The following is a 25,519-nucleotide window of genomic DNA, read 5'->3' as shown; positions in this document are numbered from 1 at the left end:
GGGTGGTTAATGTGCCTTCGTGGATGATCTTTTTTTATTAATTTTAACTAAGGTTGACTGTGTCAGTGTGATTTACCTAGCGTAATGTCGTTGAGGTTATTTAGCCCCTCGCACCGTTCGCACGTCCTATCGGCATCGAGGATATTGTTTAGTATGGGTTTTTCGTACTCGTCGATCAGCACTACCATGCGCTGCCATCGAGGCTGCGGGGGAGCTACTTCCTGTCCAATCTCCATAGCATAGAATCAGACTCTAAAGTGTAGCGCTACTCAAGCTAGGGGTGACGTCGCTGGGTCTCTTTCAGGCGCTGTTGGCCAGAGCTACTCATGCTAAGCTACTGGGAGTGATTCATCGCTTCCCCAGTCTGCCCAAGAACCGTCGTATAGCGATAGTTGATGGTAGCCCGCCAGTTCGGCGGCCAGTAGAATGATGCAGGCGGTGATGCCTGAGCCACAGGAAAACACCAGCTGGGGTTCATTGCTGGATTGAAGGGGCGGAGCAAGCGTTCTAAAGATTGTCTTCAGCTCGCTAACCGGTTTAAAGCAATGTCCCTCCAGCACCTCTGTAAACGGCAGGTTGTGAGAATTGGGGATATGTCCACTGCGCACCCCAGGGCGAGGTTCAGGCACCTGTGCCAGAAAGCGTGAACGTGACCGGGCATCAACAACGGTTACCCGGCTATCGTCCAGATGCTGCAAAACGTACGCTGAGTTTCTCACCTGGCTGTGATCAAGGTGGGCGACGAAGTTACCAGGCTTGGCTGCGGTTTCAGTGATGGCAGAAACAACGTCCCGCTTTTCGGCTAGCCACTGTGGCAGCCCTCCATCCAGAACAAAAACGTGTTCAAGGCCCATTGACCGGAAAATCCACCAGGCCCGAGGCGCCGAATAGATGCCTTGATTATCGTACAGTACGACGAGGCTTTTGCTCGTAATGCCCAGCCGTTGAGCTTCTTCCGTGACTTGTTTCGCTGTTGGAAAGGCGTGGGTCTGAGCAGAGTGGGTGTCACAGAGCACGCCTTCGAGATCGATCTGGTGGCTACCCGGTATCCACATCGGACGGTCATAAACGATCGGGTCTTTACCAATGACCGTCGCCATGCTCGCATCGATCAGCACTAACCGTTCGTTGTCTAGGTTGTCTTGCAGCCATTGGGTCGTCACGAGGGGGGATGACATGGAGTTCTCCGATCAGGGGCTGACAGTCTAGGTTATTCAAACGCTCAGTTTGTTTATCACTGGCTGAATCGTAACATTACTTTAATAGCCCCAAGAAAATAGCCCCAAGGAAATAGCTCAAAGGGTGTGCGGAACGCACGGGACGTTTAAATTTATGAAGATAAGGGGGTGTCGCGATAAGGTGTTATCGCAACCCGCTGACCTCATCCCAAGGATGATGTATGTGTAACGGTATGTCCTGGCGTGCCCTTTCTAGTTCAGGCTCGCTGATGTCTCCCATGCCATAGGCATAACCATGACGTTTAGCATGACCTTCAATCCATCCGTTGGTATAGCGGAATCCCGGAATACCTTTCTGCGTTCTATGAGGGTTGCCGCGTTCGCCATCAATAAAGCCATTGATCCAGGCACGGCGGTAGGTATAAATAAACATATCGATATTTTGGCTATCAAGTTGAGTAAAGTATTACCATTTTTAAGAAACAGTTAGTTGACTAGAAGCATAACCGGCTGGCTATGAGTTCAGCTGAGCCAAATTGTCTACTCATTATCCGCATGGTGTAATGACGAATGTCATCAAATCTCTTCTTGCTCTCTTTAGGCCCCTGCTAAGGGCGAACACCTGAGGTGAAAATGCCGCTCATTTGAACAAAAATCTGCCGCATTCTGCGATTCGATTCTCCAAATGAATCGTCAGTCAAGGCAGCGCAAGGCTCCAGCCTTGCTTGTCCTTATAGCTGTATAGATATATAGTTAATTCATGGCTATTATTCGCTCCGATACCCTTACCCTTCAGATCGCCAGCGCCGATCAACAGCAAGCGTTGGCGAATACGCTCGCGCTGTATCGACGGCTGGTGCGCGATCTGATGACCGTCGCCTATACCCACTGGCCAGCGTTGGGGCCCACGCAGGGCAATGAAGCGGTAAAGGTCATTGAGGCGCTGATTCACCCAACCGCCAAGCGCCCGCATGTTCGCTATACCTACTTTTCCAACCGCTACTACAAATTCCCTTCGTATCTTCGCCGTGTGGCCATTATGGATGCGGTCGGTCAGGTGCGTTCCTTCGTCACGCGGTTCGATCAGTGGCGAGGTGGCCAGCGTAAGCACCTTCACGCCAAACCACCGCGCCTAACGGCCAGCACCAAGACCTTTCCCAGCCTCTACGGCAGCCAGTGCGCCAAACTCAACGCGGATGCCAGCCATGCCTTTATCAAGGTACGTTGGCAGAACGATTGGATATGGATGGGGTTTGGGCTGAAAGGCACCTGCCGGTTTCGCGGCAAAGGCAAGGCTAAGTCGCCGCTGCTAACCACGAATGGGCGGCAGTGGCAGCTATCGTTGCCTGAACAATTCGAGCCACCGAAACCGGTAAAGGGTGCGCCTGAGCGGGTGTTAGCGGTGGATGTAGGCATTAATACGGCGGCCACCTGGGCGGTGGTTGATGCTCAAGGCACTGTCCATGCGCGAGGCTTTTTCTCACGCACGGATAAAGACCGGGAGTGTCGGCTCATGAACCGTATTCGTCAGGCGGCTAAAAAGCACACGCGCCACGGCAGCCGCTTACCCCCTGGCTTCTGCCGCCGCGACCACCAACGGCTGACCTATCTAGCCGATAACCAAGCCCACCAGATCAGTCGGCAGTTGATCAACCTAGCGCTCGATCATCATTGCCAGGCCATTGCGGTCGAAAATCTGAAGGGCTGGCGACCCAAGGCGGGAAAGAAGCGTACCCCGATGAAGGCGCGGTTTCACCGCTGGTTCCATCGCCAGCTGGTGACACGAATCAATAGCAAAGCCGTCGAGGTGGGGCTGCGTTGTGTCGCGGTCTATGCCCGTGGTACGTCCCGCCAAGCGTTTGATGGCTCAGGACGGGTAAAGCGCGACAAGGACAACTACAGCCAGTGCACGTTTAGCTCCGGCAAGCGCTATCACGCCGATCTGAACGCGGCCTATAACATCGCCGCCCGCGGCCATGTTTACTACCAGGGGCGTCGCCGCAAGGCAGCGCCCCGTGCCGGCTCGCAGAAGTCGACCGGCGCACCGAGAACCCCGGTATCGCTCTCCTCGCTCTGGCAACAGAGTGCGTGAGAGGGGTAAGAATCCGCGATTCTATTCGTTGAATGAATCGTCGGAGGGTTCAACAGCGGCGTCCTGCCGAGTGACCTCATCCCCTTGCTTAAGTGCGAGCTCATTTGGTCAATGCGCCTTCGTGGATTATTAACTGGTGAGAGTTGCCATGCACGCATCACGTATCGTTATTGTAGGCGCTGGGTTGGCGGGGCTGTATGCCGCGACGTTGTTAGAACAGCGGGGCATCACGGATTATGTGGTGCTGGAAGCGCGGGAGCGGGCGGGAGGGCGTATTGCGTCGTTAGTGCCTGATGAGGCGCGCACGATGGAGGCGTTTGATTTGGGGCCTTCGTGGTATTGGCCGGGGGTTCAGCACGCGCTAGGAGTGCTGGTGGCGTCGCTGGGGCTTACGTCGTTTGCCCAGTATGAAACGGGCGATATGGTGGTAGAGCGCTCCCAGCAGCTGCCGCCTGTGCGCATGCAGGGTTTTGTGAATCAACCGCCGTCCATGCGGCTGAGGGGCGGTATGCAGGCATTGATTGATGCGTTGCGCCAGCGCATCGATGCTGCACGACTTCACACCGGGCAGGCGGTTCAGTCGATGTCGCTCACCGCCAACGCCAGCGTAGTACTTAAGTGCGCTAGTGGGCAGCGTTACAGTGCGCAGCATGTGCTGCTGGCGGTGCCGCCCAGGTTAACCGCGCAGGCGGTGACGTTTTCGCCACCGCTACCGGAGCAGCTGAGCCATCACTGGGCAAATACCGCTACCTGGATGGCGCCTCACGGTAAATATGTCGCCCTGTATCCCACCCCGTTTTGGCGAAAGGCGCAGCTTTCGGGCGAGGCGCGCAGCTTGATCGGCCCGCTGGGTGAAATTCATGATGCGTCCCATCCGGATGGCGTCGGGGCGTTGTTTGGCTTTTTTAGTTTGCCTGCCAGCGCACGGGCGCAGATCGACGATGAGACGCTGCGCCAGCACTGCCGTGCGCAGTTGGTTAGGCTGTTTGGCCCAGAAGCGGCGAACCCAAAGCGGGATGTGATTAAAGACTGGGCGCTGGAACCGTTCACGGCCACCCACGCGGATCAACTGCCCAGCGAGCATCATGGCATGGCACCGCCCGTTCGCGCTGCCGATGGCCCTTGGCAGCCCTGCTTAACCGGGATTGGTAGCGAGTGGGGTAAGCAGTATGCCGGTTATTTAGCAGGGGCCATTGAAGCGGCCGAGCGCGGCGTGGCAGCGGTGTTAGCACGGTAAGGCGTTTGCTTGTCTTGGCGCTAATCCAATAGCGATTCGCCTGTTCGCGTTAGCAGCGCTTTTAGGCTGGGGGATTCAAACCGCCGTTGCAGGGTAATGGCATAAAACTCCTCCCATACGCCGGGCAGTGCACCGTAATCTTTTAGCGTGCCATTGTTCAGCTCGTCACGCACAACCACCGGCGGCATCACGGCAATGTGCTGAGTATCCCTGGCCAGTAGGCGCATCATGGCCATGTCGTCTACCTCGGCGGCCAGTTTAGGGGTCAAACGGTAGTGGCTACAAAGCTGATCGAAGGCGTGGCGGGTAGCGTTTTCAGCGCCCGGTAGAATAAAGGCGTGGCCGCTTAGCCCGTGCGGAAATGCCGGGGGTGGTGAGAGGCGGGGCGATGCAATCAAGCTCACCGGCTGGCGCGCTAATCGCTGCGAGCGCCAGGGGTGCTCACTATCGCCGCGCACGGGCTGGTTCGAGAGCACCACGTCCAGCTTGTGGGCAGAAAGTCGTCGCAAGAGGTCATCTAGCCCGCCGCTTTGCAGTATCAAATCCAGGTCGTCTCTGCCCAGCAGCGGCCTTACAAAGCCTTCCTGAAAATTACGCGATAGCGTGGCCACTGCCCCTACGCGCACCACCTCCCGGTGAGCGTGGCCGCCTTCAGCAAACAGCGCGCTCAGCTCCTCGCCTTGGGTGAAGATGGTTTCCGCATAGTCAAACGCCAGCCTGCCCGCTTCAGAAAGGTGGAGTTGACGCCCCTCACGGATAAAAAGCGCTTGGCCCAAGCGCTCCTCTAACTGACGAATTTGCTGCGAAAGCGACGATTGAGAGACGTGCAGCGCTTCGGCTGTGCGAGTTAGGTGGCCCGCTTTTGCCACTTGCCAAAAATAGTAAAGGTGGTGGTAGTTGAGCTTCATAGCGGCGGAACCTCAGGCAGCGTGTTGGCTATACGTTCTGTTTTAAAGAACGGTTTATAAAAAATAAACTATTTTTTATATCGTAATGAGCGCGGCATAGTCGTTTGCACACGACAAAGGGGAAGGGCTATGCCAAATTTTGTTGATATAACGGTGTTGTCTCTACTGGCGCTTTGGTTATTGGTTCCGGTATCGCTGCTGGTGATGGCGGGCGTTAGCGCGCGGGCCAGCGCGCCCGCATCGCTGCAGCGCGCTTGGAAAATAGGCCGTTGGTTAACGGCAAGCGCGTTGGTCGCAAGCTTAGCGGTGGGCGGGCTGCTGGTGCTGGATGCGTTGGGTGTACCCACCGGCCTACCGGAAGCCGCTCAGCCGCTGGGCTTATATCCAGATGGTTTGGCCGTGTGGATGGCGCTACTCATCAGCTTGTTAGGAACGGTGCTGCTGCGCTTTGCGGAAGGTTACCTAAAAGGTGACCGTGGCGAGCGCCGATTTTTACCCTGGTGCTTGGTCGTGCTGGCTAGCGTGATGCTGCTGGTCTTTACCCACCATTTGGTTGTGATGCTGATTGCCTGGGTCGGCGTGAGCGTGGCGCTTCACCATCTGCTCACGCTTTATCCTGAGCGTGTAGAAGCCCAGCGAGCAGCGTGGCAAAAATTTGTGGTAAGCCGTATTGGAGATGCCGCGCTAATCGCGGCAGTGGCGCTGCTTTATGCTCGTTTCGGCACCTTTCAATTACCCGAGCTGTTTGCCGCAGCCGCCGCTACCTCCGGCAACTGGCAGGTGGAGGCCGCCTCAGTGGCGCTGGCCATCGCTGCGCTGTGTAAGTGTGCCCAAGTGCCGATGCATGGCTGGCTGATCAAAGTCATGGAAGCCCCCACGCCGGTCTCCGCACTGCTGCACGCGGGGGTGATTAACCTAGGTGGCTTTGTGTGGCTGCGTCTGTTTCCGGTGTTTGATGGCCTAACGCTGGGGCACTACCTACTAATAGTGGTGGGTGGCTTCACTGCGCTGGTAGCGGTGATGACGATGCTGACGCAAACCTCCGTCAAGCATGCCCTGGCATGGTCTACCTGCGCACAAATGGGATTTATGCTGTTCGAGATTGGCGTAGGGGCGTACACCCTGGCGCTGGCCCACCTGCTGGCGCACTCGCTCTACAAAGCCCACTCCTTCTTAGCGTCTGGCCGAACCGTGCGGGCCTCGCGCTGTGAACGCTTGCCGCTTGCGCCACTGCGTCAACGTCTCTCCCTTGCGCTCCCTGCAGCGGCCCTTGCTGCCGCCGTGCTGGCGCTATGGCCTGCACTGGTCAGCCACAACCCGCTGCTGGGCGCACTGCTGAGCTTAGCAGTGGGCAGCACGCTGTTAGGTATGCCGGTGGGCATGGCCAAACCCAAGCGTTTAGCGCTGGTAGGAATGGCGCTGGCACTGGTGCCGCTCTATGCCTTGCTGCACAGCGTGCTGGCACCGGCACTGCCCAGCGCCTACACGCCCTTAACCCTTACGGTAGGCTTACTGGGTGCGCTGATGCTAGCAAGCCTAGTGCTGGCCGCTGGCGCCGTTACGCTATTTCCCCAGGCCGCTTGGGTAGCGCGCTGGCGCGTGCACTTTAGCCAAGGGCTTTACTTGGCACTGCCGTTTCAGCGCGCGGTGGATGCCATGGCTCCCATCCGTGCCTGGTCGCGTCGCTCATCGCTGGCCCCCGGTTTAAAAGGAGAGTGGTCATGAGTCAGCCCGCTGCACTGGAAACATCGACATCTTCACCTCTTTCATCAGAGCCGTCGCCAAAGCAGTACCGCGATGCGCTGAAACGCGCGACCGACGCCATCGCACCGGTGTGGCCGCTGGATCAGTGGATTGCGGTGAACCCCTGGTGGGGCCTGAAGCACCAGCCTATTGAGCAAGTGAGCTATGCGCTAAGCCGTCGTGCTGGGCAACCGATGACGATGCCCGCTGAGTTTTATCGTAACGCATGGGAAGCGGGACGGATTACTTCGCAAGACCTGCAGCAGGCGCTGCGCCAAGGTAGCTACGCTTATAGCGAGCAGAGCCTTCTGGGCTACTTGGCATCACCCCCAAAGCCTGTAGCGCCGCTGCGTAGCGCCTGGGACATGCTCGAAGAGCATGTGGGGTTTGATCCGCTCGCGGAGAGCTGTGCGAGCTACTTCGACCACCACCAGCAGCGCTGGGCAAGCCGTTCTGTGCCTTCGCTTTATCACTTCTGGAAAACGACGGCACAGCACGATCTGCGCTGGTCTAAAGCGCAGCGCCAGGCGCTACAAACTCTGCCAGATGACCCCGCCGCAGCGGTTGAGCAAATAGCTGCAGATTGGGCGCTCACCCCAGAAGTGTTTGAGGTGCTGGCCCATGCGTTGTTACTGCGCGTTAATGGGTGGGCCTCTTGGTGCCAAGGCATTGGCTGGCATACCGCCCACCAGCAGGCAGAAGCGGGTATTACCCAGCTTGCAGCGATGGTGCTGGCCTGGGAGTGGTTAGGAATGAACCAGCTAACTCGCCTCCAACAGAGCGAGTGGTTTGCCCAGTGGGAAACCGCCGATGCCGCCGCCGATTCTACTCAGGATGAGGCGCTATGGTGCTGGCAGCACGCCTATGAGCTGGGCTATCAGCGGGCGCTAGCCACGACGTTAGCCACGCCTAATACCGAGCATTTTTCCGCTCCCAAGGTGCAGGCCGCATTTTGTATTGATGTGCGCTCCGAGCGGTTTCGTCGTCACTTAGAGGGCGCCGCGCCCACGGTAGCCACGCTGGGCGTAGCGGGATTCTTCGCCATGCCGGTGACCGATGCGGCTACGGGGCCTGAACGTGCCCAGCCCCGCGTGCCGGGATTGTTGAAACCCACGTACCGGGTGGGCAGCGCAGAGCCTCAAAAACGGGGCGTACAGCGTTACCAAAAAGAGAGCCAGCGCCAAAGCGTTCGGCACGCAAAGTACGCACCGCTGTCGACTTTCACCTTGGTGGAGACCACCGGGATTGCCTGGGGCTGGAAGCTGATCAAGGACAGCCTGCGCAAGCAGGCGGCGGTGCCCCAGTGTGATGCGCCTGCTGGGCTTTTTCACACTTACGACGGCGAGCCAATTACGCGCCATGAAAAAATTACGCTAGCGAAAAACTTGCTAACCCTGCTGGGCAAGCCAACCGCGTCGCTGCTGGTGCTGGTGGGCCACGATTCGCAAAGCGAAAATAATCCACACCACGCAGGGCTAACCTGCGGCGCTTGTGGCGGGCAGGGCGGTGGCATGAATGCGCGGGTGGCCGCTGCGCTGCTGAACGATCTGGAGGTTCAGCAGGCCGTTCGACAGGCGGGTATCGCCTTACCCAGCCCCTTTTATGTGCTGGCAGCGACCCACTGTACGCTCACCGACCGGGTGCATGTGTACCGGGATGAGCAGATGCCCAAAACGCTGGAAGGCGCGTTGGCTGAATTTGAAAACGGCACCCAGCGAGCGGGTGAAGCCACCCGGCAAGAGCGTGCTCCTGCCCTAGGGGTGAACGACACCGACCACATCAAGCGCCTGCAAACTCTAGCGATGCGCGGAGCCGACTGGGCTCAGCCCCGGCCTGAGTGGGGGCTGGTGAATAACGCCGCGCTGATTATAGCGCCACGGGCGTGCACCCAAGGGAAAGCGCTGGAAGGGCGCGCATTCTTGCACGACTACCACCCCGATCAAGACCCGGATGGCAGCGTATTGGAAGGGCTAATGATGGCACCGATGCTGGTCGCCAGCTGGATCAACCTGCAGTATTACGCGTCTACCGTGGTGCCAGAGCTATATGGAGCGGGCAACAAGCTGCTGCATTCAGTGGTGGGTGGCCATGTAGGCGTTATTGAGGGTAATTCGCCCCAACTGCGAATTGGCCTACCGGAGCAGTCGCTGCGTGATGGCGAGAAACTCCACCACGAACCGCTGCGCTTAACGGTGGTGATCGACGCCCCCAAAGCGCGCATCGAGGCGATTATTGAACGCCAGCCGGTGATCGCAGATTTAATCAATCACCGCTGGCTGTGGCTCACCCGCATGAGAGAAGGAGGCCTAGAGCGCTACTCGCCGGAAGGCTGGCAGCCCGTCATCGCGTGCTGTTGAGGAGCCGCTGCCTGTGTATAAGTAGCGAGCAGTGGGTTCTTGATCAGAATACTTTGTAAACGCGATTGAGACCGCCGAACACTGCGTGGCGGCTGGTGGCAACTTGGGTTATGAATGGCCGAATAGAGCGAGCTGCCAACGGCCTTTCTAACCTTCTAATGTCTCACCGTTGCTTTTAAAGCAACAAACTCACCATTTTAAGCACTCGTTCCTGCCTACTAAGTCGCTTAGCGTTACCTACGCCCATAACGACACTGACAATGGCAAGGACAGGATATGTTTTCATCTCCCTTTTTCATCCCAAAGCAAATCAGCGATGCGGTCGCCATACGCCACCAGTTACACCAGAACCCGGAGCTGAAATTTGAGGAAACCAATACGGCTATGCTGGTGGCCAAGCGGCTAAAGGCGCTGGGCTATCAGGTCACAGAAGGCATTGCTACGACCGGTGTACTTGCCGAGTTAGACACCGGTCGCGAAGGCCCAGTGGTAGCGTTTCGGGCCGATATGGATGCTCTCCCCATCAAAGAAACCAACGATTTTGAGCACCGCTCCCAACGGGAAGGTTTGATGCATGCCTGCGGCCACGATGGCCATACCGCGACGCTACTGCTTGCCGCTGAAGCCATTATTGCTAAGCGCGACCAGCTCTGCGGTTATATCAAACTGCTGTTTCAGCCTGGTGAAGAAGGCGGTAACGGTGCCGATAAGATGGTGAAAGCGGGTGTGCTCCAAAACCCGCAGGTAGACGCCATTTTTGGCTACCACAATCGCCCCGGCTTTCCCGAAGGGCAGCTTTTCGTCAAACCTGGCCCTGCCATGGGCGGTAACGACACGTTCAAAATCACTATTGAAGGAGTCTCCGGCCATGCGGCTATGCCACATTTAGCAGTCGATCCTATCTATGTGGGAGCTTCGCTCGTTCAACAGCTGCAAGGGCTGGTAGGCCGCCATAAATCACCGCTGGAAGCAGGCGTGATTACTGTGGCGGCCTTTCATGCGGGCGACGCCGCCAATGTGATCCCTGGTCAAGCGGAACTGCTAGTGAATATTCGCAGCGACCGGGAAAGCTCCCGCGCCGCGTTGGTTGGCAAGCTGGAGCAAGTCGTTAACGGGGTTTGCACAGCCCACGGTGCTTGTTTCCATTTAGAGCATCAGCACCAAATTCCTCCGCTCGTCAACGACGCCGCTTGGTCAGAACGTGTGTTGGCGATTGCGACAGAGCAAGGCGTCAGCGCTGATATTCAGCAGCTAGACTACATGCCCACCATGGGCGCGGAGGATTTTTCGTTCTACCTGCAAGAAGTACCGGGGTGTTTCTTCTTTGTGGGTAACGGCGACAGCGCCTATCTGCATAACGAACGTTACGACTTTAACGATGCCGTTCTGCCCGTCGCAGGTGGCATGTTTGTGGCGCTCGCCACGTCACTGCTGAAGCGCGGTCAACAGCGCTAGCCGCCACGCTAAGTGGCATAAAAACACAACCTTTAACAATAACGCTTCTTACTAAGGAAACTGTCATGCAAGGTGTACTCGCATCCATCGAGCGGGTAGGCAACAAGCTGCCTCACCCGTTTATCCTATTCGCTATTTTGGCCGCCCTGGTGGTGGTTATTTCCGCTATTTTAGCCACGCTAGGCGTCTCGGCGATCAACCCACAAACCGAGGCCGAAGTGACCGTTCGCAGCCTGCTCTCGGCGGATGGCGTCGAGTTTATGCTGACCAGTGTGGTCAGTAACTTCGTCAACTTCCCGCCTCTTGGGCTGATTTTAGTGGTGATGTTTGGTATTGGGCTTGCTGATAAGGTGGGGCTAATGTCCACGCTGATGCAGGTTAGTGTCGCAAAAGCACCCCCCTCCATGCTGACATTTTGCGTTTTCATGGCCGGTATTTGCGGCAGCATCGCCTCCGATGCCAACTACCTCATCCTGATCCCGCTGGCGGCGATGGTGTACTACTCGGTGGGCAGGCACCCCGTGGCCGGGGCCGCTGCTGCGTACGCAGCAGCTGGCGCAGGGTTTGATGCCAGCTTGTTTATCACCGTCGGCGATGCACTGTTTGCCGGTATTACGACCGATGCCGCTCGCCTAGTGGATCCGGATGCTTATATCTCGCCGGTAGATAATTACTACTTTGTGGCCTGCTCGGTATTTGTGCTTGCCACAGTTGGTACATTAGTTGTCGATAAGTTAGTAGAGCCAAGGCTGCAGCGCACACTCCCCATGGGTAAAGATTTCAAAACCGAGGTCGTCACGCCAACGCTGACGGAAGCCGAAAAACGTGGCCTTAAGCGTGTAGGGTTGGCAACGCTGGCCTATATTGCCTTGATCCTGCTGGTGGTGATCCCCGAAGCCTCGCCACTGCGCAACGAAGATGGCGGTTTGATTCCTTCGCCGTTTCTGCGCTCGTTCGTGCCGCTGATGTTTATCTACTTCGTCACCATTGGGTTGGTGTACGGCATCACCACCGGCAAGATTACTAGCAGCCGCGATGTGCCCCAGCGTATGGCGGAATCTGCCAGCGACCTTGCGCCTACCCTGGTGCTGTTCTTCGCGATCTCACAGTTTATTGCTTACTTCCGCTGGTCGGAGCTTGGCCAGTTTATCGCTATCGAAGGCTCGAACGTTCTGCAAAGCACTGGCTTTACTGGACTTCCCCTCGTCGGGGCGTTTATCGCTATGAGTGCGGTGCTGAACGTCTTTATGACCAGCGGCTCGGCGCAGTGGGCGCTGATGGCTCCGGTGTTTGTCCCCATGCTGATGATGATCGACTTCGATCCCGCCTTCGTGCTGGCGATGTTCCGCATTGGAGATTCCAGCACTAACATCATCTCTCCCATGAGCCCCTACTTCTCGGTGGCTCTGGTCTACATGCAGCGCTACAAACCGGATATGGGGCTGGGCACACTGATTGCCACCATGCTGCCTCTGGCTATGGGCTTCTTGCTGGCTTGGTCGGCGTTTCTGATGTTCTGGCTGATGATGGGTTGGCCCATTGGCCCCGGCGTTTACATGATGGCGAACTAGCGCTACTGCATCGCCATCATTAACTTCCATAAATAGTCGGCAGCGGGCGACAGCCTTCTGCCGACGCGCCGTACCAAGTTGCCCTGGCTGGTGGCCGCCATGGGATGGCTGATCGGAATAGCCCTTAACAGGCCCGCCTCTATTTCACTGCGTGCAGCGGCTGCTGTCATAAAAGACACGCCAATGCCCGCACTCGCCATACGCCGCGAGACGGAGTGCAAATTACAGCGGTACGCCGGTGTGGCAGGCTGCCCCGCTGCGCCAAATAACGCATTCACAAACTGCTGAGAGCCCGACACATCGGGCAGAAAGATCAACTTATGCTTCAGTAGTTCAGCCACGCTCACGCACTCATGCCCTGCCAGCGCATGGAAAGGAGCGACTAGCGCACACAACGGCCCTCGTTCAAACGAGTGCACCACCAAGCGCGGATCGGAGATCGGCCCATAGGTAATGGCAATATCTACCTCGTCGTTAGCCACCATCTCATGGGGTTCACGGGGGTAGTAAATGCCAGTTTTGATTTCGATGAGTACATCTGGGTAGTGTTCAGAAACTCGCTTCATCACATGGTTAATAAAGCTATCCACAAATCCATCACCCACCGATACCACCACCTTTCCAGCCTGCAAGTTACGCAGCCGCGACAGCGTATCGCCTAGCTCAGAGCTCAGCCGCCGCTGGGCTAGAAAGCCATCCACCACCAACTGCCCCGCCTCTGTGAGCATGACATGCCGTCCCTGACGCTCCAGAAGCGCCATACCCAGCGCCTGTTCCAACGAGCGGATCTGACGGCTCACCACCGACGGATTAGTATGCAAATGCTCCGCCGCTGCGCGAATACCGCCGCAACTGCTGACTTCGAATAGGTAGAAAGCACGTTTGTCTAATAAAGTCATTGATCGATGGCCACAAGCAAAATGCACGTTAAGCGTGCTAACGAGTACGTGTTGGCTATCGTAGCGCTGCCAAACTTGGCTGGTCGAGAGCTCAGCGCTGTGGTGAGAGATAGCAACTTGATGATTAACCAGAGCAAAGCCACTAGACCTCTGGTCTGTCTGCCTCTTTATGCTCTAAGCGATAGCCGTACTTATAGACGCTTTTGAGCTGCAGCCCATAAGTGCCGTCAAACGATAACTTCTTCCGCAGGCGGCTAATATGCGTGTCGATTGTGCGCGTGGAGAGGTCTGCGCGCACCCCCCACACCATTTCAAGTATGTTTTGCCGGGAAAAGAGCTGACCAGCGTGGGATAGAAAGAGCGCGGCAAGTTCATACTCTCGTGCGGTAAGTTCGACCGGCGTGCCGTTAACGGCAATGCTGTAATGGGCAGGCGTAAGTGTGTAAACGCCAAACGCCTGGGTGTTGCTGCTGGCATCTTTGTTAAGCCCTGTACGGCGGGCCAGCGCAAAGATACGGGCGCGCAATTCAGCCGGGCGAATTGGCTTGGTGAGAAAGTCGTCGGCGCCGCTTTCAAGGGCAACCACCACGTCATTTTCACCTTGGCTTGCGGTGATAAAAAGCACCGGGCCAGGCCAGCCAAAATCCTGCCGCAAGCGCTTCACTAGTTGCATTCCGTCGGCATCGGGTAGGTACCAGTCAATGATCAGCAGGTCAAAGGTCTGCTTGCTCATTGCTTTCAAAAACTCGCTAGCCCGTTCAAAGCTAACGCACTGGGCTTGTGGCCCGTCCCAGTCGTCAAGTGCAGCGACTAAGAAGCGTCGCTGAATGGGATCGTCTTCTAATATGCCGATATGCATTGCAATACCTTTAACCGTAGGCAGCGTGAAAAGCACCGCCGGGCTGGTGAGCGTGAGCCTAGGGCTAGGGTGATAAGGCGCGATTAAGCGCTTGAACCGCTGCGATCATGGCGCTGTTGAGCTTTTCCAGCAGGGTGGCATCAATAGCGGAGGCTTCCTCTTTGATGCGCTGGTCTATCGTGTTTGCCGCCGCCTCGATCTGCTTGGCGCCTACAGAGCTAGCAGACCCCTTTAGCGTGTGAACCTGACGTGCCGTCTCGTCGGTGATAGGAGCAGACAATTGCTGGGGGAGATTCGCAAACTCAGTCACTAGCTGCTCATGAAACATCGCCAGCACCTCAAGATAAAGCTCTTGATCGCCATCGGCGTACATAAGGCCAGCGTCGATATCAAATTCTTGCAAGGATTCTAGGGGTAGCGTCACAAGGGCAGCTCTCTTCTCGACGGTGTTAGGAGGAGCCGGTCAAAAAGTATTAACCGCGATAGCGATATTGACAAAGATTCACAAATTTAACTAGCGCAGAAGAGTAAGGTTACACATAAAGATTAATCATATTTGGCCTAACGCTAGAGGTAAGTATGGCGCCTGCTGAAACGCTGCTTGTCATTGATGACGATCCTACGCTGCGCCTGTTGGTATCGTCAGGGCTAAAAAAGCGCGGCTACCACGTGGTGCAAGCAGCCGGTGTGGAACACGCGCTAGCGCTGATGGTGCAGCACAGCCCTGCGTTGGTGTTGGTCGATGTCAATATGCCGGAGCGCAATGGGTTTGAGTTTGTGCAAGCCGTGCGTAATGGCGAGACGGGCAGCCGTAACCGCGATAAGCCGCTGCTCATGCTGACCGGCTCGGACGATGTGGCGTCTATTGACCAGGCGTTCAGCTCTGGAGCCACGGACTTTATCACCAAGCCAATTAATCTTGCGCTGTTAGCTGAAAGGGTGAAATACGCCATGCGCGGTGCGGCGCGCGAGCAAGCCCTGCGCGAAACACAAATTGAGCAGGCAAGCGCATGCCGCTTAGCGCACCTGGGGTTTTGGCAGTGGGACGAGCAAAGCGATACCTTGAGCTGGTCAGAGGGAGCCGCAGAGGTGTTGCGCTGCGAGGCTCTGCCGGAGAGCGGCCAAGCGCTGCTGTCACTGGTTGGGCAGACAGACCGCTTACGTTTGGAGTCCGCCTTAGTGTCAGCCCAGCGCAGTGGCGAGGGTATTAACCTTGAAGTGACGCTGACGTTGGGCAACGAGGAGCGCATCCTACGTTTACAGAGCGCGGCCAAAACCGAGGAACACAAGCTGATCGGCGCCTTTCAAGATGTCACCGCGCTACGTGCCTTTGAGGATAAAGCGCTCTATCTGGCAGAGCACGACGAGCTGACAGACCTGCCTAAACGTCGGCTGTTTCTTAACCTGCTCAATGAGCGCTTGAGCAGTGCAAAACAGCAGGTTTGGTCGGTGAGCGTGATCGACGTTAGCCGCCTGCACCGCATTAACGATGCGATGGGGATTCAGGCTGGCGACCAGCTGTTGGTGATGTTTGCTCAGTGTCTAAAGCAGAGCGTGCCGGATGCACTGGTATGCCGTTTAGAGGCCGACACCTTTGCCGTAGCCATGCCTCACCTTGACGAGCGCGATGCGCCGGTGTTCTGTCGCGACAAATTTTTGCCACTAGCAGGCACCTACTGCCTTAAAGGCGAAGAGATATTTGTCGACTTCACCGCTGGCGTTAGCCTCTTTCCAAGCAACGGTCATAACGGCGATGAGCTGTTGCGTGCGGCACTGTTAGCCCAGCGGTTCTGTCGTCAGCAGGGGGGCAACCAAACGCTGGTGCTATACGAAAGCGCGCATGCTTTTGAGAACGTCGATGCGCTGAGCTTGGAGAATGACCTGCGAAAAGCCTTGGAGAGCAATGAGTTTTTCCTGGTTTACCAGCCCCAGCAGAGCCTTGTAAGTCGCCGCTATGTGGGAGTTGAGGCGCTGCTGCGATGGCGCCATCCGACCCGTGGGGTCATCTCGCCGGCTGATTTTATCCCGCTGTTAGAAGAGAGCGGGCTAATCATTGACGTGGGGGACTGGGTCGCCAAAGAGGCGAGCCGCCAGCTGGCCCAGTGGAAGCAGCAGGGAATCCAGGTGGTGATGGGCATCAATATTTCTGCCCGTCAGTTTGAGGTGGCAGGGCTTGCAGAGCATATCGTGCGGCATGCGGCGAGCTATGGCCACAAGCCGCAGGAGTTCGAGCTGGAAATTACTGAGAGTACTGCCATGCGCAATCCGCAGGTGACGCTGGCGATTTTGCATAAGCTCAAGGGCATGGGGTTTAGGCTGGCCATTGACGACTTTGGCACGGGGCACTCGTCCTATGAGTATTTACTGCGCTTCCCGCTGGATACCTTAAAAATTGACCGCAGCTTCATTGTTGAGATTGCCCAGTCCCGTCAGAACCGCGCGATTGTGCGCTCACTTACCGCGCTCAGCCACGGACTGGGGTTAAAAACCATTGCCGAAGGGATCGAGGATCAGCGTCAGCTTGACTACTTGGATGCGCTGGATGTGGATGAAGTACAAGGCTTTTTACTTGCAAGGCCGATGGAGCCAGCGGCATGTCAGGCATTTTTGCAGCAGCAGCTGGTCAGCGTAACGGCAAGCTGAGCCTGGGTCATCTATTCCGCCATCCACTGATGAAATCGCAACATCGACGAACAAAGGTAGCGATATGCAACAACACTTTGATGCCAGCGGTACGGTAAAGGGATTTGCCAATGCGTTGCAGACGCTGGCATCTCAAGAGGATGTTCAAGCGATTTTGGTTCTCGCCTGTGACGATAATGGCTGGACGCCCAGGGCGGTAGACCCCTGCTTAAAGGCGTCGCACGTGCCGGTGTTAGGCGGCGTTTTCCCACAGATTGCCTACAAAGGCGCGAATTATCGTCAGGGAACGCTGCTTGTCGGCTTGAACAGTGCGCCAAGCATCGGCGTGGTAGAGGGGTTAAGCGCTGAGCAAACGCAGTTTGAAGAGGCGCTGGCCGACCTGGCAGCTACATGGCCGGAAGACGCAGGGCCGCAAACCTATTTTGTCGTGGTAGATGGCTTAGCGTCGCGTATTAGTGCGTTTGTTGAAAGCCTGTTTTTTACGTTCGGACTGGAGCACAACTTTATTGGCGGCGGCGCTGGGTCGCTAAGTTTTGTACAACGGCCCTGCCTGATTACGCCTACAGGCTTAAAAGAGGATGCCGCGCTTGTCGCACGGCTACCGATGCCTAGCGTGATTGGTGTTGCCCATGGTTGGAAGCCAATCAGCGACGCCTTCACCGTCACTAGTAGCGAGCGTAATGTGGTGAAGAGCATTGACTGGGAGCCTGCTGCGGATATTTATGCCCGCATGATAAAAGCACATAGCGGTCAGCAGATCAGCGCGGACAACTTTTTCTCGATCGCCAAGTCCTACCCGCTTGGCATCGCCCGGTTAGATGCCGAGTTAATTGTGCGCGATCCGCTGATGATGAATGCCCAGGGTGAGATCACCTGTGTAGGAGAGGTGCCGGAAGGGTGCCGCGTGACGCTGCTGCATGGCAATCCGGGAACGTTGATGGGGGCCGCCGCCTGTGCCCATCGCCAGGCAACGGCGCATTTGGCACCGGGGGCGCAGGCTGATTTGCTGCTGATCGACTGTATTTCTCGCGTGCTGTTTCTAGACAACATGATTACCCATGAGCTGAAAGAGGTCAGCAAAGGGCAAAGCGTCTTTGGTGCATTTACCCTGGGGGAAATCGCCAATAGCGGCAGTGATTATCTCGCCTTCTATAACAAGACCGTGGTGCTAGGCGCGCTGGGTTAATCCATGATATACCCCGTTGCACCATCAATAATATCTTGGATGTCGCGTGAATAAGCTGGCAGAAGCCGATCTTCTTTACGAAATTTCGCTGTCGATCGGGCAAAGCCTAGAGCTGGTACCGATGCTCACACAGAGCGTGAGCACCATGGCGCGTGCGCTTAACTGCATCAGTGCCTGCGTACTTAGTTATGACACTGATCAAGGCGCCGCGCCGCAAAACGCATCAGCACTGCCGCACACCACCGGTAAGCTGCAGTGGCACAGCACGCTGTGTATTCCGCGCACGCTGAATCGCCAGCCTGCACATCTGGCGTTTATTGATGGCCTGCACCTGCCTGACACTGACGACCAACAAGCTGCCTTTATGTCGAGCTTGCCCATGCGGGTTTGTGACCTTGATGGTGCAGGAGAGCGTTATGTGCTGTCGCTGCCTCACTTTGGGTTATTGATTCTTTATCGTAAGGGCGAAGGGTTTTCGCACAGTTTGCTTATGTCGTTGACCAAGCTCATGGAGAAGCTGGCCAATGCTGCCCGAGCATGTCTTTACGAAAAGGAGCTGCGGCACCAAGTCCAACAGGCAAAAAGTGCCAACGTAGCGAAAAGCCAGTTTCTGGCCAACATGAGCCATGAGATTCGCACGCCCATGAACGGGGTGATGGGCATGCTCGACTTGGTTCTGGAGACACCGCTTGAAAAAGAGCAGCAGGAGTACCTGAGCCTTGCACGGCTGAGTGCCGAGCATCTGTTGGAAATGATTAACCTGCTGCTGGATATTTCCAAGATCGAAGCCAATAAGCTCGATTTACGCCTTGAAAGCGTTGACCTGTACGCCTACCTGGGACAAGTGATTAAAGCGCAAGCGCCCAGAGCGCTGATTAAAGGCGTTAAGCTTCGGTACCATTTGGGGTCGGGAGTGCCGCGTTACGTGATGCTAGACCCAGTGCGTTTCCAGCAGGTGCTCACCAACTTGCTGGGAAATGCGCTTAAATTCACCGATCAGGGCAGCGTTCAGCTGGATATTAGCCAAGCGTCATTTTTGACGGAGTCTCAGCAAGACGAGGCGGTATGGCTCACCTTTAGCGTCACGGATACCGGCATTGGTATACCGGAGGATAAACTGGCCAGTGTCTTTGAGGCATTTGAGCAGGTTGATAGCAACGCCAACCGCCGATTTGAAGGCACCGGCCTGGGGCTAACCATCACACGCCAACTGGTGGAGCTGATGGGAGGGCATATCGAGGCATCTAGCCAGCTCGGCCAGGGTACCTGTATGGCGTTTACGGTGCCGCTCGCTTTGGCAGCGGCACCGGAATCTATCCCGGCCCTGCGATTTGATCCGCGTCACCACCGCGTGCTGTACGTCGAAGATGAACCCGTTGATCGCTGGGTGGTCAGCGCAATGCTGCAAGCCCTCAAGGTAGACGTTGAGATATTTAGCAGCGGCCCTGAAGCGCTGTTTCGCCTGCGCCAGTTAGCCTCCCACGAGCCACCGTTCACGCTTGTGCTGATTGATGTCCACATGCCGGGGATGAATGGCTATGAGTTAGCCACGCGGCTGATCGAAGAGAAACAGGTGGCGCCTGAGCAGCTGCGGTTGGTGACGTCATCCGCTGTGACGGGGGATGCGCGGCGCTGCCAGGTGCTGGGGATTCCTGGCTATCTCACCAAGCCGCTGACGTTGAACGACCTACAAAGCGTGCTTTCTGAAACCGCCACACACGTTGCCCCGCTGTCGTCACCCAATACGGCAGAAGAGCAGCCTTCGCCCCAGCTGCCGTTCTCGGTGCTGCTGGTGGAAGATAACCCCATTAATCAAAAGCTGGCATTGAAGCTATTAGACAAGCTGCATGCCCGCTGCGAGCTGGCCAATAACGGGCAGGAAGCGTTAGACAAGTGCCAGGAAACGCGCTTTGACGTTATTTTGATGGACATTATGATGCCGGTGATGGATGGCGTAGACGCTACACACGCTATCCGCTTGTTTGAACAACAGCATGGTCAGCCGCCAACGCCGATTATTGCCCTGACAGCCAACGCCATGAAGGGCGACCAAGAGCACTATCTTGCCCAAGGCATGCAGGGGTACCTCACCAAGCCGATTAATTTAGAGCGCTTGAGAAGCGAAATTGGGCGGGTATATCGTCCGCCATCTACGCCGCCCACCACGCCCGTGCAACCCGCTGCTAAGGCCATGACGCTGGAAAGCTTTTTGGCGCTGGCGGATGACAGTGCGCTCCCTGAGCCTGGCGCAAACGAGCCGCCGCAAGCGGATGCTCAAGCGTTAGACTGGCCGGCCACGGTATCCCTGCTGGGTGGCAATGCGCAGCGCATTAAGGCATTGATGCGCTTGGTGCTCAAGGAGCTTCGTCAGGTACGCTTAGGCTGTGAGCAGGCGCTTGTTGAGCCGTCCCAAATAGATCGCCTAGAGATGCCGGTGGCGTCACTCTCTGCGTTGTTACAGAACCTGGTTGCTGTGCCCGCCCAGGGCTGTGTCGAAGCGCTATTAACGGCGCTAACGTCTGATAACCGCGCTGATAGCCCCCTGGAACCGCACGTGGCTGCGCTCTCACAGGCCTTGATTGCCTTGGAGTCTGCGCTGCAAGAAGCGCTTTAAACGCTTTAGGCGGCTCGGCGCTTTCATTCCCTCATCGGCGCGTTGCCGTTGGCACGCAATACGGCAATGTTTGCAAAGCTTTGCAATTCCCCCGCAGCCACTGGTGGCCGAATACAGTATGTTACTGACCGGTCAATTGGCTCATTTAATAACGTGCTATGCCCACCGCTGAACAAACGAACATGGCACGCCAAACGCACTGCTCACGCCATCGCCAAACGTACCGTCAGCAGAGCGGCTAAACCTTGGGGGAGTAAGAATAATGGTCTCACAACGTATGATGCATCATGCACCATGGCTAGCAGGCACGGCTTTTTTGTTGCTGGCGGCCAGCATGCCCAGTGTTGCCCTAGAAGCTCCTGATGGCCCAGCCGTGCTGACTGTTAGCGGCCAGATTAGCGTGACCAATCAAGCGGATGAGGCGGTCTTTGACCATGCCATGCTGGAAGCGTTAGGGCGTCAGACCACCGTGACGTCGACCCCTTGGCATGATGAAACCCTGCATTTTACGGGGCCGCTGGCGCGCTCTGTTTTGCAAGCGGTGGGGGCTGAAGAGGCCCAAACGGTGATTGCGGTCGCAATCAATGGCTATGAAGTTGAAATCCCAGTGGAAGATTTCTATACCTATGACGTCATCTTTGCCACCCATGCTAACGATACGCCGATGAGCGTTCGTGAGCACGGTCCCGTCTTTGTGATCTATCCGTTTGATAGCGACACAAGTCTGCACCAAGAAACAATTTACGCCCGCTCAGCCTGGCAAGTGACGCACCTGCTTGTTGACTGAGCGACGCTTTCAGCCGCAGGTCGCCGGCAACGTGATGGGTCGGCTGCTAGCGTTTGTGCAGTCGGCGATTCGTCAGCGTCTTTTGTCCGTGATGGGCATTGGTCTGCTGTTTTTAGCCTCCATGACGTTGGGCGGCATTGCCCTGCACAAACACCAGGCATCGGATAAGCGGCTTTTGGAAGACGCTGTGTGGGCGTCTTATCAGCTCGACCGTGAAACCCAGGCGGTGCGCGTTGCGCTGCTGCGCGCTACGCCAGACAACCTGGCAGAGCTACTGTTGGCCTACGACATTTTGTATAGCCGTTTGAAAGTGGTTGATCGCGGACAAGTGGCGGAACTGATCCGCAAGGTGTCAATGCGTGAATATTCGGTCGATGACATCCTACAGGCGATTAAAGCGCTGGATAGCCAAATCGCCGCGCTCACGCCCGCCTCAATAGTCGAGCAGCGTGATTTGCTTGACCATACCCTGGCCAATGTTCAAAGAGCCACCGGGGCGCTTGCCCTACAGGCCAACCATTACTTTACGGGCCAGCGACAGCGCGAAAGAGAAGCGCTACAGACACTGATACGCGCTTCACTGCTGCTGGTGTCGCTCACCATGCTGGCGGGACTGATTTTGATCTTTCAGCTGCGCCGACAGCGGCTATCGTTGGAGTCGCGCCAGCGCACGCTGGCAGAAACCAATGTCCAGCTATATACCGCTAAGCAGCAGGCTGAAAAGGCCAGTCAGGCAAAGTCTGACTTCATGGCCGTGATGAGCCACGAAATCCGCACCCCGCTGAACGGCATCGTTGGCCTAACGGATTTGCTAGAGCAAGAAGTTGTGCGAACGCCCAAGGGCCGCGAGTATCTCAATACGCTGCGCGCGACTACGGATGCGCTCTGTACTGTGATTAACGATATTCTGGATTATTCGAAAATTGCCGCCGGAACGCTAACGCTGTCACCACGGTGCTTTTCACTCGATGAATTTTTACAGACGCTGAGCACCGGCTACCGACTGCGCGCTGAAAATAGCCAAGTGGCTTTTCACTGCGAGGTACCTGCACCGCTTGGCTGTGTGGAGGCAGACCCCGACCGGCTGCGCCAGGTTTTAATGAACTTGCTGAATAACGCATTTAAATTTACTGAGGAGGGCAGCGTTGCCCTTAAGGTGTCTGGGCAAGCGGCTAACGGGCATATCACGGTGCTGTTCAGTATCACTGATAGCGGCTGCGGCATGAACCAAGAGCAGCAAAAGAAGCTGTTTAAACCGTTTTCTCAAGTCGATAGCTCGCTGGCTCGCCGTCGTGAAGGGGCTGGCCTTGGGCTGGTGATTAGCCAGCGGCTGGTGGCGTCCATGGGCGGGCGTATTTCGCTGGAGAGTTCGCCAGGGGTGGGTAGCCGATTCTCCTTTAAACTGACATTGAGGGCCGTAGAGCTGGCACCCCCCGTGGCGCCTAATATAGAGGAGGTGGAAAGGTTGCAGGGCCACCTGCTGCTGGTAGAAGACAACCCCGTTAACCAAATGCTGGCGCGTAAGCAGCTAACCCGAATGGGGCATACGGTGAAGGTGGCCGAAAACGGCCAAGAGGCGCTAACGCGAATCGAGAGCGAAGCATTCGACCTGGTATTGATGGATATGCAAATGCCCGTTATGGATGGCGTAGAAGCAACGCGGCAGCTACGGGCTAAGGGGGTGACCTTGCCAATTTTAGCCATGACGGCCAACGCCATGCTCGAAGATCGTCGGCGCTGTTTAGATGCCGGTATGCAGGATGTCATTACCAAACCCGTTAAAAGCGACGCGCTATGTCGTGCCATTCAACAGCACCTACGGGCACAAGGCGATTGATATGAGCCAGTACGCTGCCACCACGCTACTTTGCGACAGTATTCAAGGGTTGCCCAGCGCCACCATGGCGTTTTCCGCAGCCGGGCAGTGCTGGGCAGCCAATACGCCCGCCTGTGAACTGATGGCGCTTAAGCAAGCGCCAGGCTCATTTGAGGAGGCTGTACGTGCAATGCCGGTACCGCTTGCGCATCTGCTAACAGTATTGTGGCAGTGCTATCAACAAGGTGGCCGTCTGGAAACGGTGCAGGCAACGTTTAGAGGGCGGCATTTTAGCCTTCACGGTACCGCGCTGGGCGAGCCTTGCGACGCTCACCATGGGGTTATGTTTACCTTGGAGGAAAGAACGCAGGAAGTGCGGCAAGAAACGCAGCTGGAAGTCTTTCGTCAAGGTGTGGCGAACTATCGTGAAATGAAACAAGAAGATGCGCGATGGACTTTTATTCTGGATGCGTTAAAGCGCATTACCAATAGTGAATATGCACTGATTGGCGAGGTGGCAAGCGGTGCCGATGCAGTGCCCAGCCTACGTATTCATGCCATTTCAGACCTCTCTTGGAGTGAAGAGTCGCGTCAGCTGATGGAAAAGCTGCGCTCAGGGGAGATGACGCTTTCCAACCCGAAGAGTCTCTTAGGGCGCGTTTTTGCCCACGGTGAAACCGTCTTAACCAATGAACTGAACCAGCATCCCCATCGAGGTGGCTTTCCACCGGGCCACCCCACCATTTATAACTTTCTGGGGCTACCCATTTATGATGCAGACCAGCTCATTGGCATGATTGGCGTCGCCAATGCCAGCCAAGGGTATAGCACGACGCTGGCGGAGGAGTTGCGCCCCTTTCTGGTAACCTGTGGCCTGCTGATTAACCTGTACCGCGATAGCCGCCAGCGTGAAGAGATGATGCGCCACTTGGAGGCCGCTCGTGATGATGCTGAACGTGCCAACCGCGCCAAAGATGATTTCTTGGCCTCGATGAGCCATGAGCTGCGCACGCCGCTTAACAGTATTTTGGGCTATGCGCAGTTACTCTCGCGGCTAAAGGGCGACATGCCGCCCAAGGTCGCCACGTTTTCCCAGCATATTGTGCAAAGTGGCCAGCAGTTACTGGCACAAATCAGCGACCTGCTCGACTTTGCGAATTTAGGTCAGGCGCCCTCCCCAGTGCCCCAAGTGCCAGTGCAGCTGAACGACGTCATTGACGATGTCATACACCATTTTCAACCGCTGGCAGCACAGCAGGCAATTCACATCGTCTGTGACCTTGCCACCCCTGTATGGGCAAACGGGGAGCGGCTGCGTATTCAGCGTATTCTTCATCAGCTGGTGAGCAATGCCATTAAGTTTCAGCCTGACGGTGGGCAGGTAGCACTCACGATGGTTGAGGGGGGGCAAGAGATCGGTATAGCGGTCACTGACCAAGGTAAAGGCATCGACTCGGCTCACCACGAAGCTGTCTTTGTACCCTTTAATCGTTTGGATGCCGGCATGGGCGTGGTAGAAGGTACAGGCGTAGGGCTAAGCTTGGCCAACCACTTAGCAAAGAGCTTAAGCGGGCGGATCACCTTAGTGAGTGAGCTGGATAAAGGCGCGTGTTTTACGCTCTGGCTATGCCGCGCCTTACCCCCTAGCGCGCTATCCCCAGCAGCGGATATCAGTGACACACAAGGCACTGCGTTGGAGGCTGGTGATAGAGCCGTTCGCTGTTTGCTATATGTTGAAGATAACCGCATCAATCAGCGGCTTATGCAAAAAATCATCGCATCGCGTGAGCACTGGCGTATGGACCTGGCAGGCTCTGCAGAAGAGGGGCTCGAAAAGCTTGACGCTCATGCGTATGACCTTGTACTGATGGATATCAGTTTGCCCGGTATGGATGGCTATGCCGCCCTAAAACATATCAGGGCCAATCAACGCACGGCGCACCTGCCCGTTGTCGCTGTGTCAGCACATGCCAGTGACGACGATATTCAGCGTGGTTTACAGCAAGGCTTTAACGACTATATGACCAAACCTGTCGATATAGAGCGCTTGCAACACGTGCTTGAGCACCACTTAACGCAAACACCACGGGCAAATAGGTATGGGGAGACAGGTAATTGGTGAGTTCTGACGCCTATAGCGTAGCGCTTCAACCCATCTGTGATAGGCGCTTTCT

Annotated in this window: 18 protein-coding genes; 12 read left to right on the top strand and 6 right to left on the bottom strand. The window is 56.4% G+C overall.

Annotated elements, in window-relative coordinates; translation table 11 throughout:
- Positions 1 to 329: 329 nt before the first annotated feature.
- Together LG301_RS15715 and LG301_RS15710 are read right to left on the bottom strand one after the other, a co-directional pair.
- Positions 330 to 1,178 (bottom strand): sulfurtransferase, encoded by an 849-nt coding sequence (locus tag LG301_RS15715; RefSeq protein WP_404472090.1) that lies wholly within the window; start codon positions 1,176 to 1,178, stop codon positions 330 to 332.
- Between the two features lie 184 nt (positions 1,179 to 1,362).
- Positions 1,363 to 1,611 carry a hypothetical protein gene (locus LG301_RS15710; RefSeq protein ID WP_404472089.1) on the bottom strand — a complete coding sequence of 83 codons (249 nt, stop codon included), beginning with the start codon at positions 1,609 to 1,611 and terminating at the stop codon, positions 1,363 to 1,365.
- A 327-nt stretch (positions 1,612 to 1,938) separates the two neighbouring features.
- Here LG301_RS15710 and LG301_RS15705 point away from each other — a divergent pair, with 327 nt between their 5' ends.
- Positions 1,939 to 3,270: an IS200/IS605 family accessory protein TnpB-related protein gene (locus LG301_RS15705; RefSeq protein WP_404472088.1), complete on the top strand. Its 1,332-nt coding sequence runs from the start codon at positions 1,939 to 1,941 to the stop codon at positions 3,268 to 3,270.
- A gap of 148 nt (positions 3,271 to 3,418) precedes the next feature.
- The gene (locus LG301_RS15700) at positions 3,419 to 4,507 is read left to right on the top strand and encodes a flavin monoamine oxidase family protein (RefSeq protein ID WP_404472087.1); all 1,089 of its coding nucleotides are present in this window, start codon (positions 3,419 to 3,421) and stop codon (positions 4,505 to 4,507) included.
- A 20-nt stretch (positions 4,508 to 4,527) separates the two neighbouring features.
- On the opposite strand, the gene LG301_RS15695 is transcribed toward LG301_RS15700, so the two are convergent.
- On the bottom strand, positions 4,528 to 5,415 hold the full coding sequence (locus tag LG301_RS15695; RefSeq protein ID WP_404472086.1) for a LysR family transcriptional regulator: 888 nt from the start codon (positions 5,413 to 5,415) through the stop codon (positions 4,528 to 4,530).
- A gap of 129 nt (positions 5,416 to 5,544) precedes the next feature.
- Between LG301_RS15695 and LG301_RS15690 the strand changes: the two genes are divergently transcribed.
- From LG301_RS15690 to LG301_RS15675, 4 genes are all read left to right on the top strand, one after another.
- The gene (locus tag LG301_RS15690) at positions 5,545 to 7,140 is read left to right on the top strand and encodes an NADH-quinone oxidoreductase subunit L (protein ID WP_404472085.1); all 1,596 of its coding nucleotides are present in this window, start codon (positions 5,545 to 5,547) and stop codon (positions 7,138 to 7,140) included.
- Positions 7,137 to 9,515 (top strand): putative inorganic carbon transporter subunit DabA, encoded by a 2,379-nt coding sequence (locus tag LG301_RS15685; RefSeq protein WP_404472084.1) that lies wholly within the window; start codon positions 7,137 to 7,139, stop codon positions 9,513 to 9,515. Before LG301_RS15690 ends, LG301_RS15685 begins: the two co-directional genes overlap by 4 nt.
- Before the next feature lie 276 nt (positions 9,516 to 9,791).
- Complete coding sequence (locus LG301_RS15680) at positions 9,792 to 10,970, top strand: M20 family metallopeptidase (RefSeq protein ID WP_404472083.1); 1,179 nt, start codon at positions 9,792 to 9,794, stop codon at positions 10,968 to 10,970.
- Positions 10,971 to 11,035: 65 nt separating this feature from the next.
- Positions 11,036 to 12,541, top strand: a complete 1,506-nt coding sequence (locus LG301_RS15675) for an AbgT family transporter (RefSeq protein ID WP_404472082.1) — start codon at positions 11,036 to 11,038, stop codon at positions 12,539 to 12,541.
- A 2-nt stretch (positions 12,542 to 12,543) separates the two neighbouring features.
- Here the strand turns inward: LG301_RS15675 and LG301_RS15670 are convergent, their stop codons facing one another.
- From LG301_RS15670 to LG301_RS15660, 3 genes are all read right to left on the bottom strand, one after another.
- Positions 12,544 to 13,440 carry a LysR family transcriptional regulator gene (locus LG301_RS15670; protein WP_404472081.1) on the bottom strand — a complete coding sequence of 299 codons (897 nt, stop codon included), beginning with the start codon at positions 13,438 to 13,440 and terminating at the stop codon, positions 12,544 to 12,546.
- 142 nt (positions 13,441 to 13,582) lie between these two features.
- Positions 13,583 to 14,299: a response regulator transcription factor gene (locus LG301_RS15665; protein ID WP_404472080.1), complete on the bottom strand. Its 717-nt coding sequence runs from the start codon at positions 14,297 to 14,299 to the stop codon at positions 13,583 to 13,585.
- A gap of 64 nt (positions 14,300 to 14,363) precedes the next feature.
- Positions 14,364 to 14,723, bottom strand: coding sequence for an Hpt domain-containing protein (locus LG301_RS15660; protein ID WP_404472079.1), 360 nt, complete (start codon positions 14,721 to 14,723; stop codon positions 14,364 to 14,366).
- A gap of 155 nt (positions 14,724 to 14,878) precedes the next feature.
- Between LG301_RS15660 and LG301_RS15655 the strand changes: the two genes are divergently transcribed.
- The 6 genes from LG301_RS15655 (at position 14,879) to LG301_RS15630 (ending at position 25,467) form a co-directional block, all read left to right on the top strand.
- A complete protein-coding gene (locus tag LG301_RS15655; RefSeq protein ID WP_404472078.1) occupies positions 14,879 to 16,942 on the top strand; it encodes an EAL domain-containing protein in 2,064 nt (687 codons plus the stop codon).
- A 64-nt stretch (positions 16,943 to 17,006) separates the two neighbouring features.
- On the top strand, positions 17,007 to 18,128 hold the full coding sequence (locus LG301_RS15650) for an FIST signal transduction protein (protein WP_404472077.1): 1,122 nt from the start codon (positions 17,007 to 17,009) through the stop codon (positions 18,126 to 18,128).
- Positions 18,129 to 18,174: 46 nt separating this feature from the next.
- Complete coding sequence (locus LG301_RS15645; protein WP_404472076.1) at positions 18,175 to 20,742, top strand: response regulator; 2,568 nt, start codon at positions 18,175 to 18,177, stop codon at positions 20,740 to 20,742.
- 262 nt (positions 20,743 to 21,004) lie between these two features.
- Positions 21,005 to 21,529: a molybdopterin-dependent oxidoreductase gene (locus LG301_RS15640; RefSeq protein ID WP_404472075.1), complete on the top strand. Its 525-nt coding sequence runs from the start codon at positions 21,005 to 21,007 to the stop codon at positions 21,527 to 21,529.
- The gene (locus LG301_RS15635) at positions 21,519 to 23,366 is read left to right on the top strand and encodes a response regulator (RefSeq protein WP_404472074.1); all 1,848 of its coding nucleotides are present in this window, start codon (positions 21,519 to 21,521) and stop codon (positions 23,364 to 23,366) included. Before LG301_RS15640 ends, LG301_RS15635 begins: the two co-directional genes overlap by 11 nt.
- 1 nt (position 23,367) lies before the next feature.
- Positions 23,368 to 25,467 carry a response regulator gene (locus LG301_RS15630; protein WP_404472073.1) on the top strand — a complete coding sequence of 700 codons (2,100 nt, stop codon included), beginning with the start codon at positions 23,368 to 23,370 and terminating at the stop codon, positions 25,465 to 25,467.
- Positions 25,468 to 25,519: the final 52 nt, after the last annotated feature.

Origin of the sequence: Vreelandella venusta (genome assembly GCF_044809155.1) — a bacterium.
GTDB classification, from domain to species: domain Bacteria; phylum Pseudomonadota; class Gammaproteobacteria; order Pseudomonadales; family Halomonadaceae; genus Vreelandella; species Vreelandella venusta_B.
Note: the sequence above shows the minus strand (reverse complement) of the source record. Positions and strands in the feature narration are given on the sequence as shown.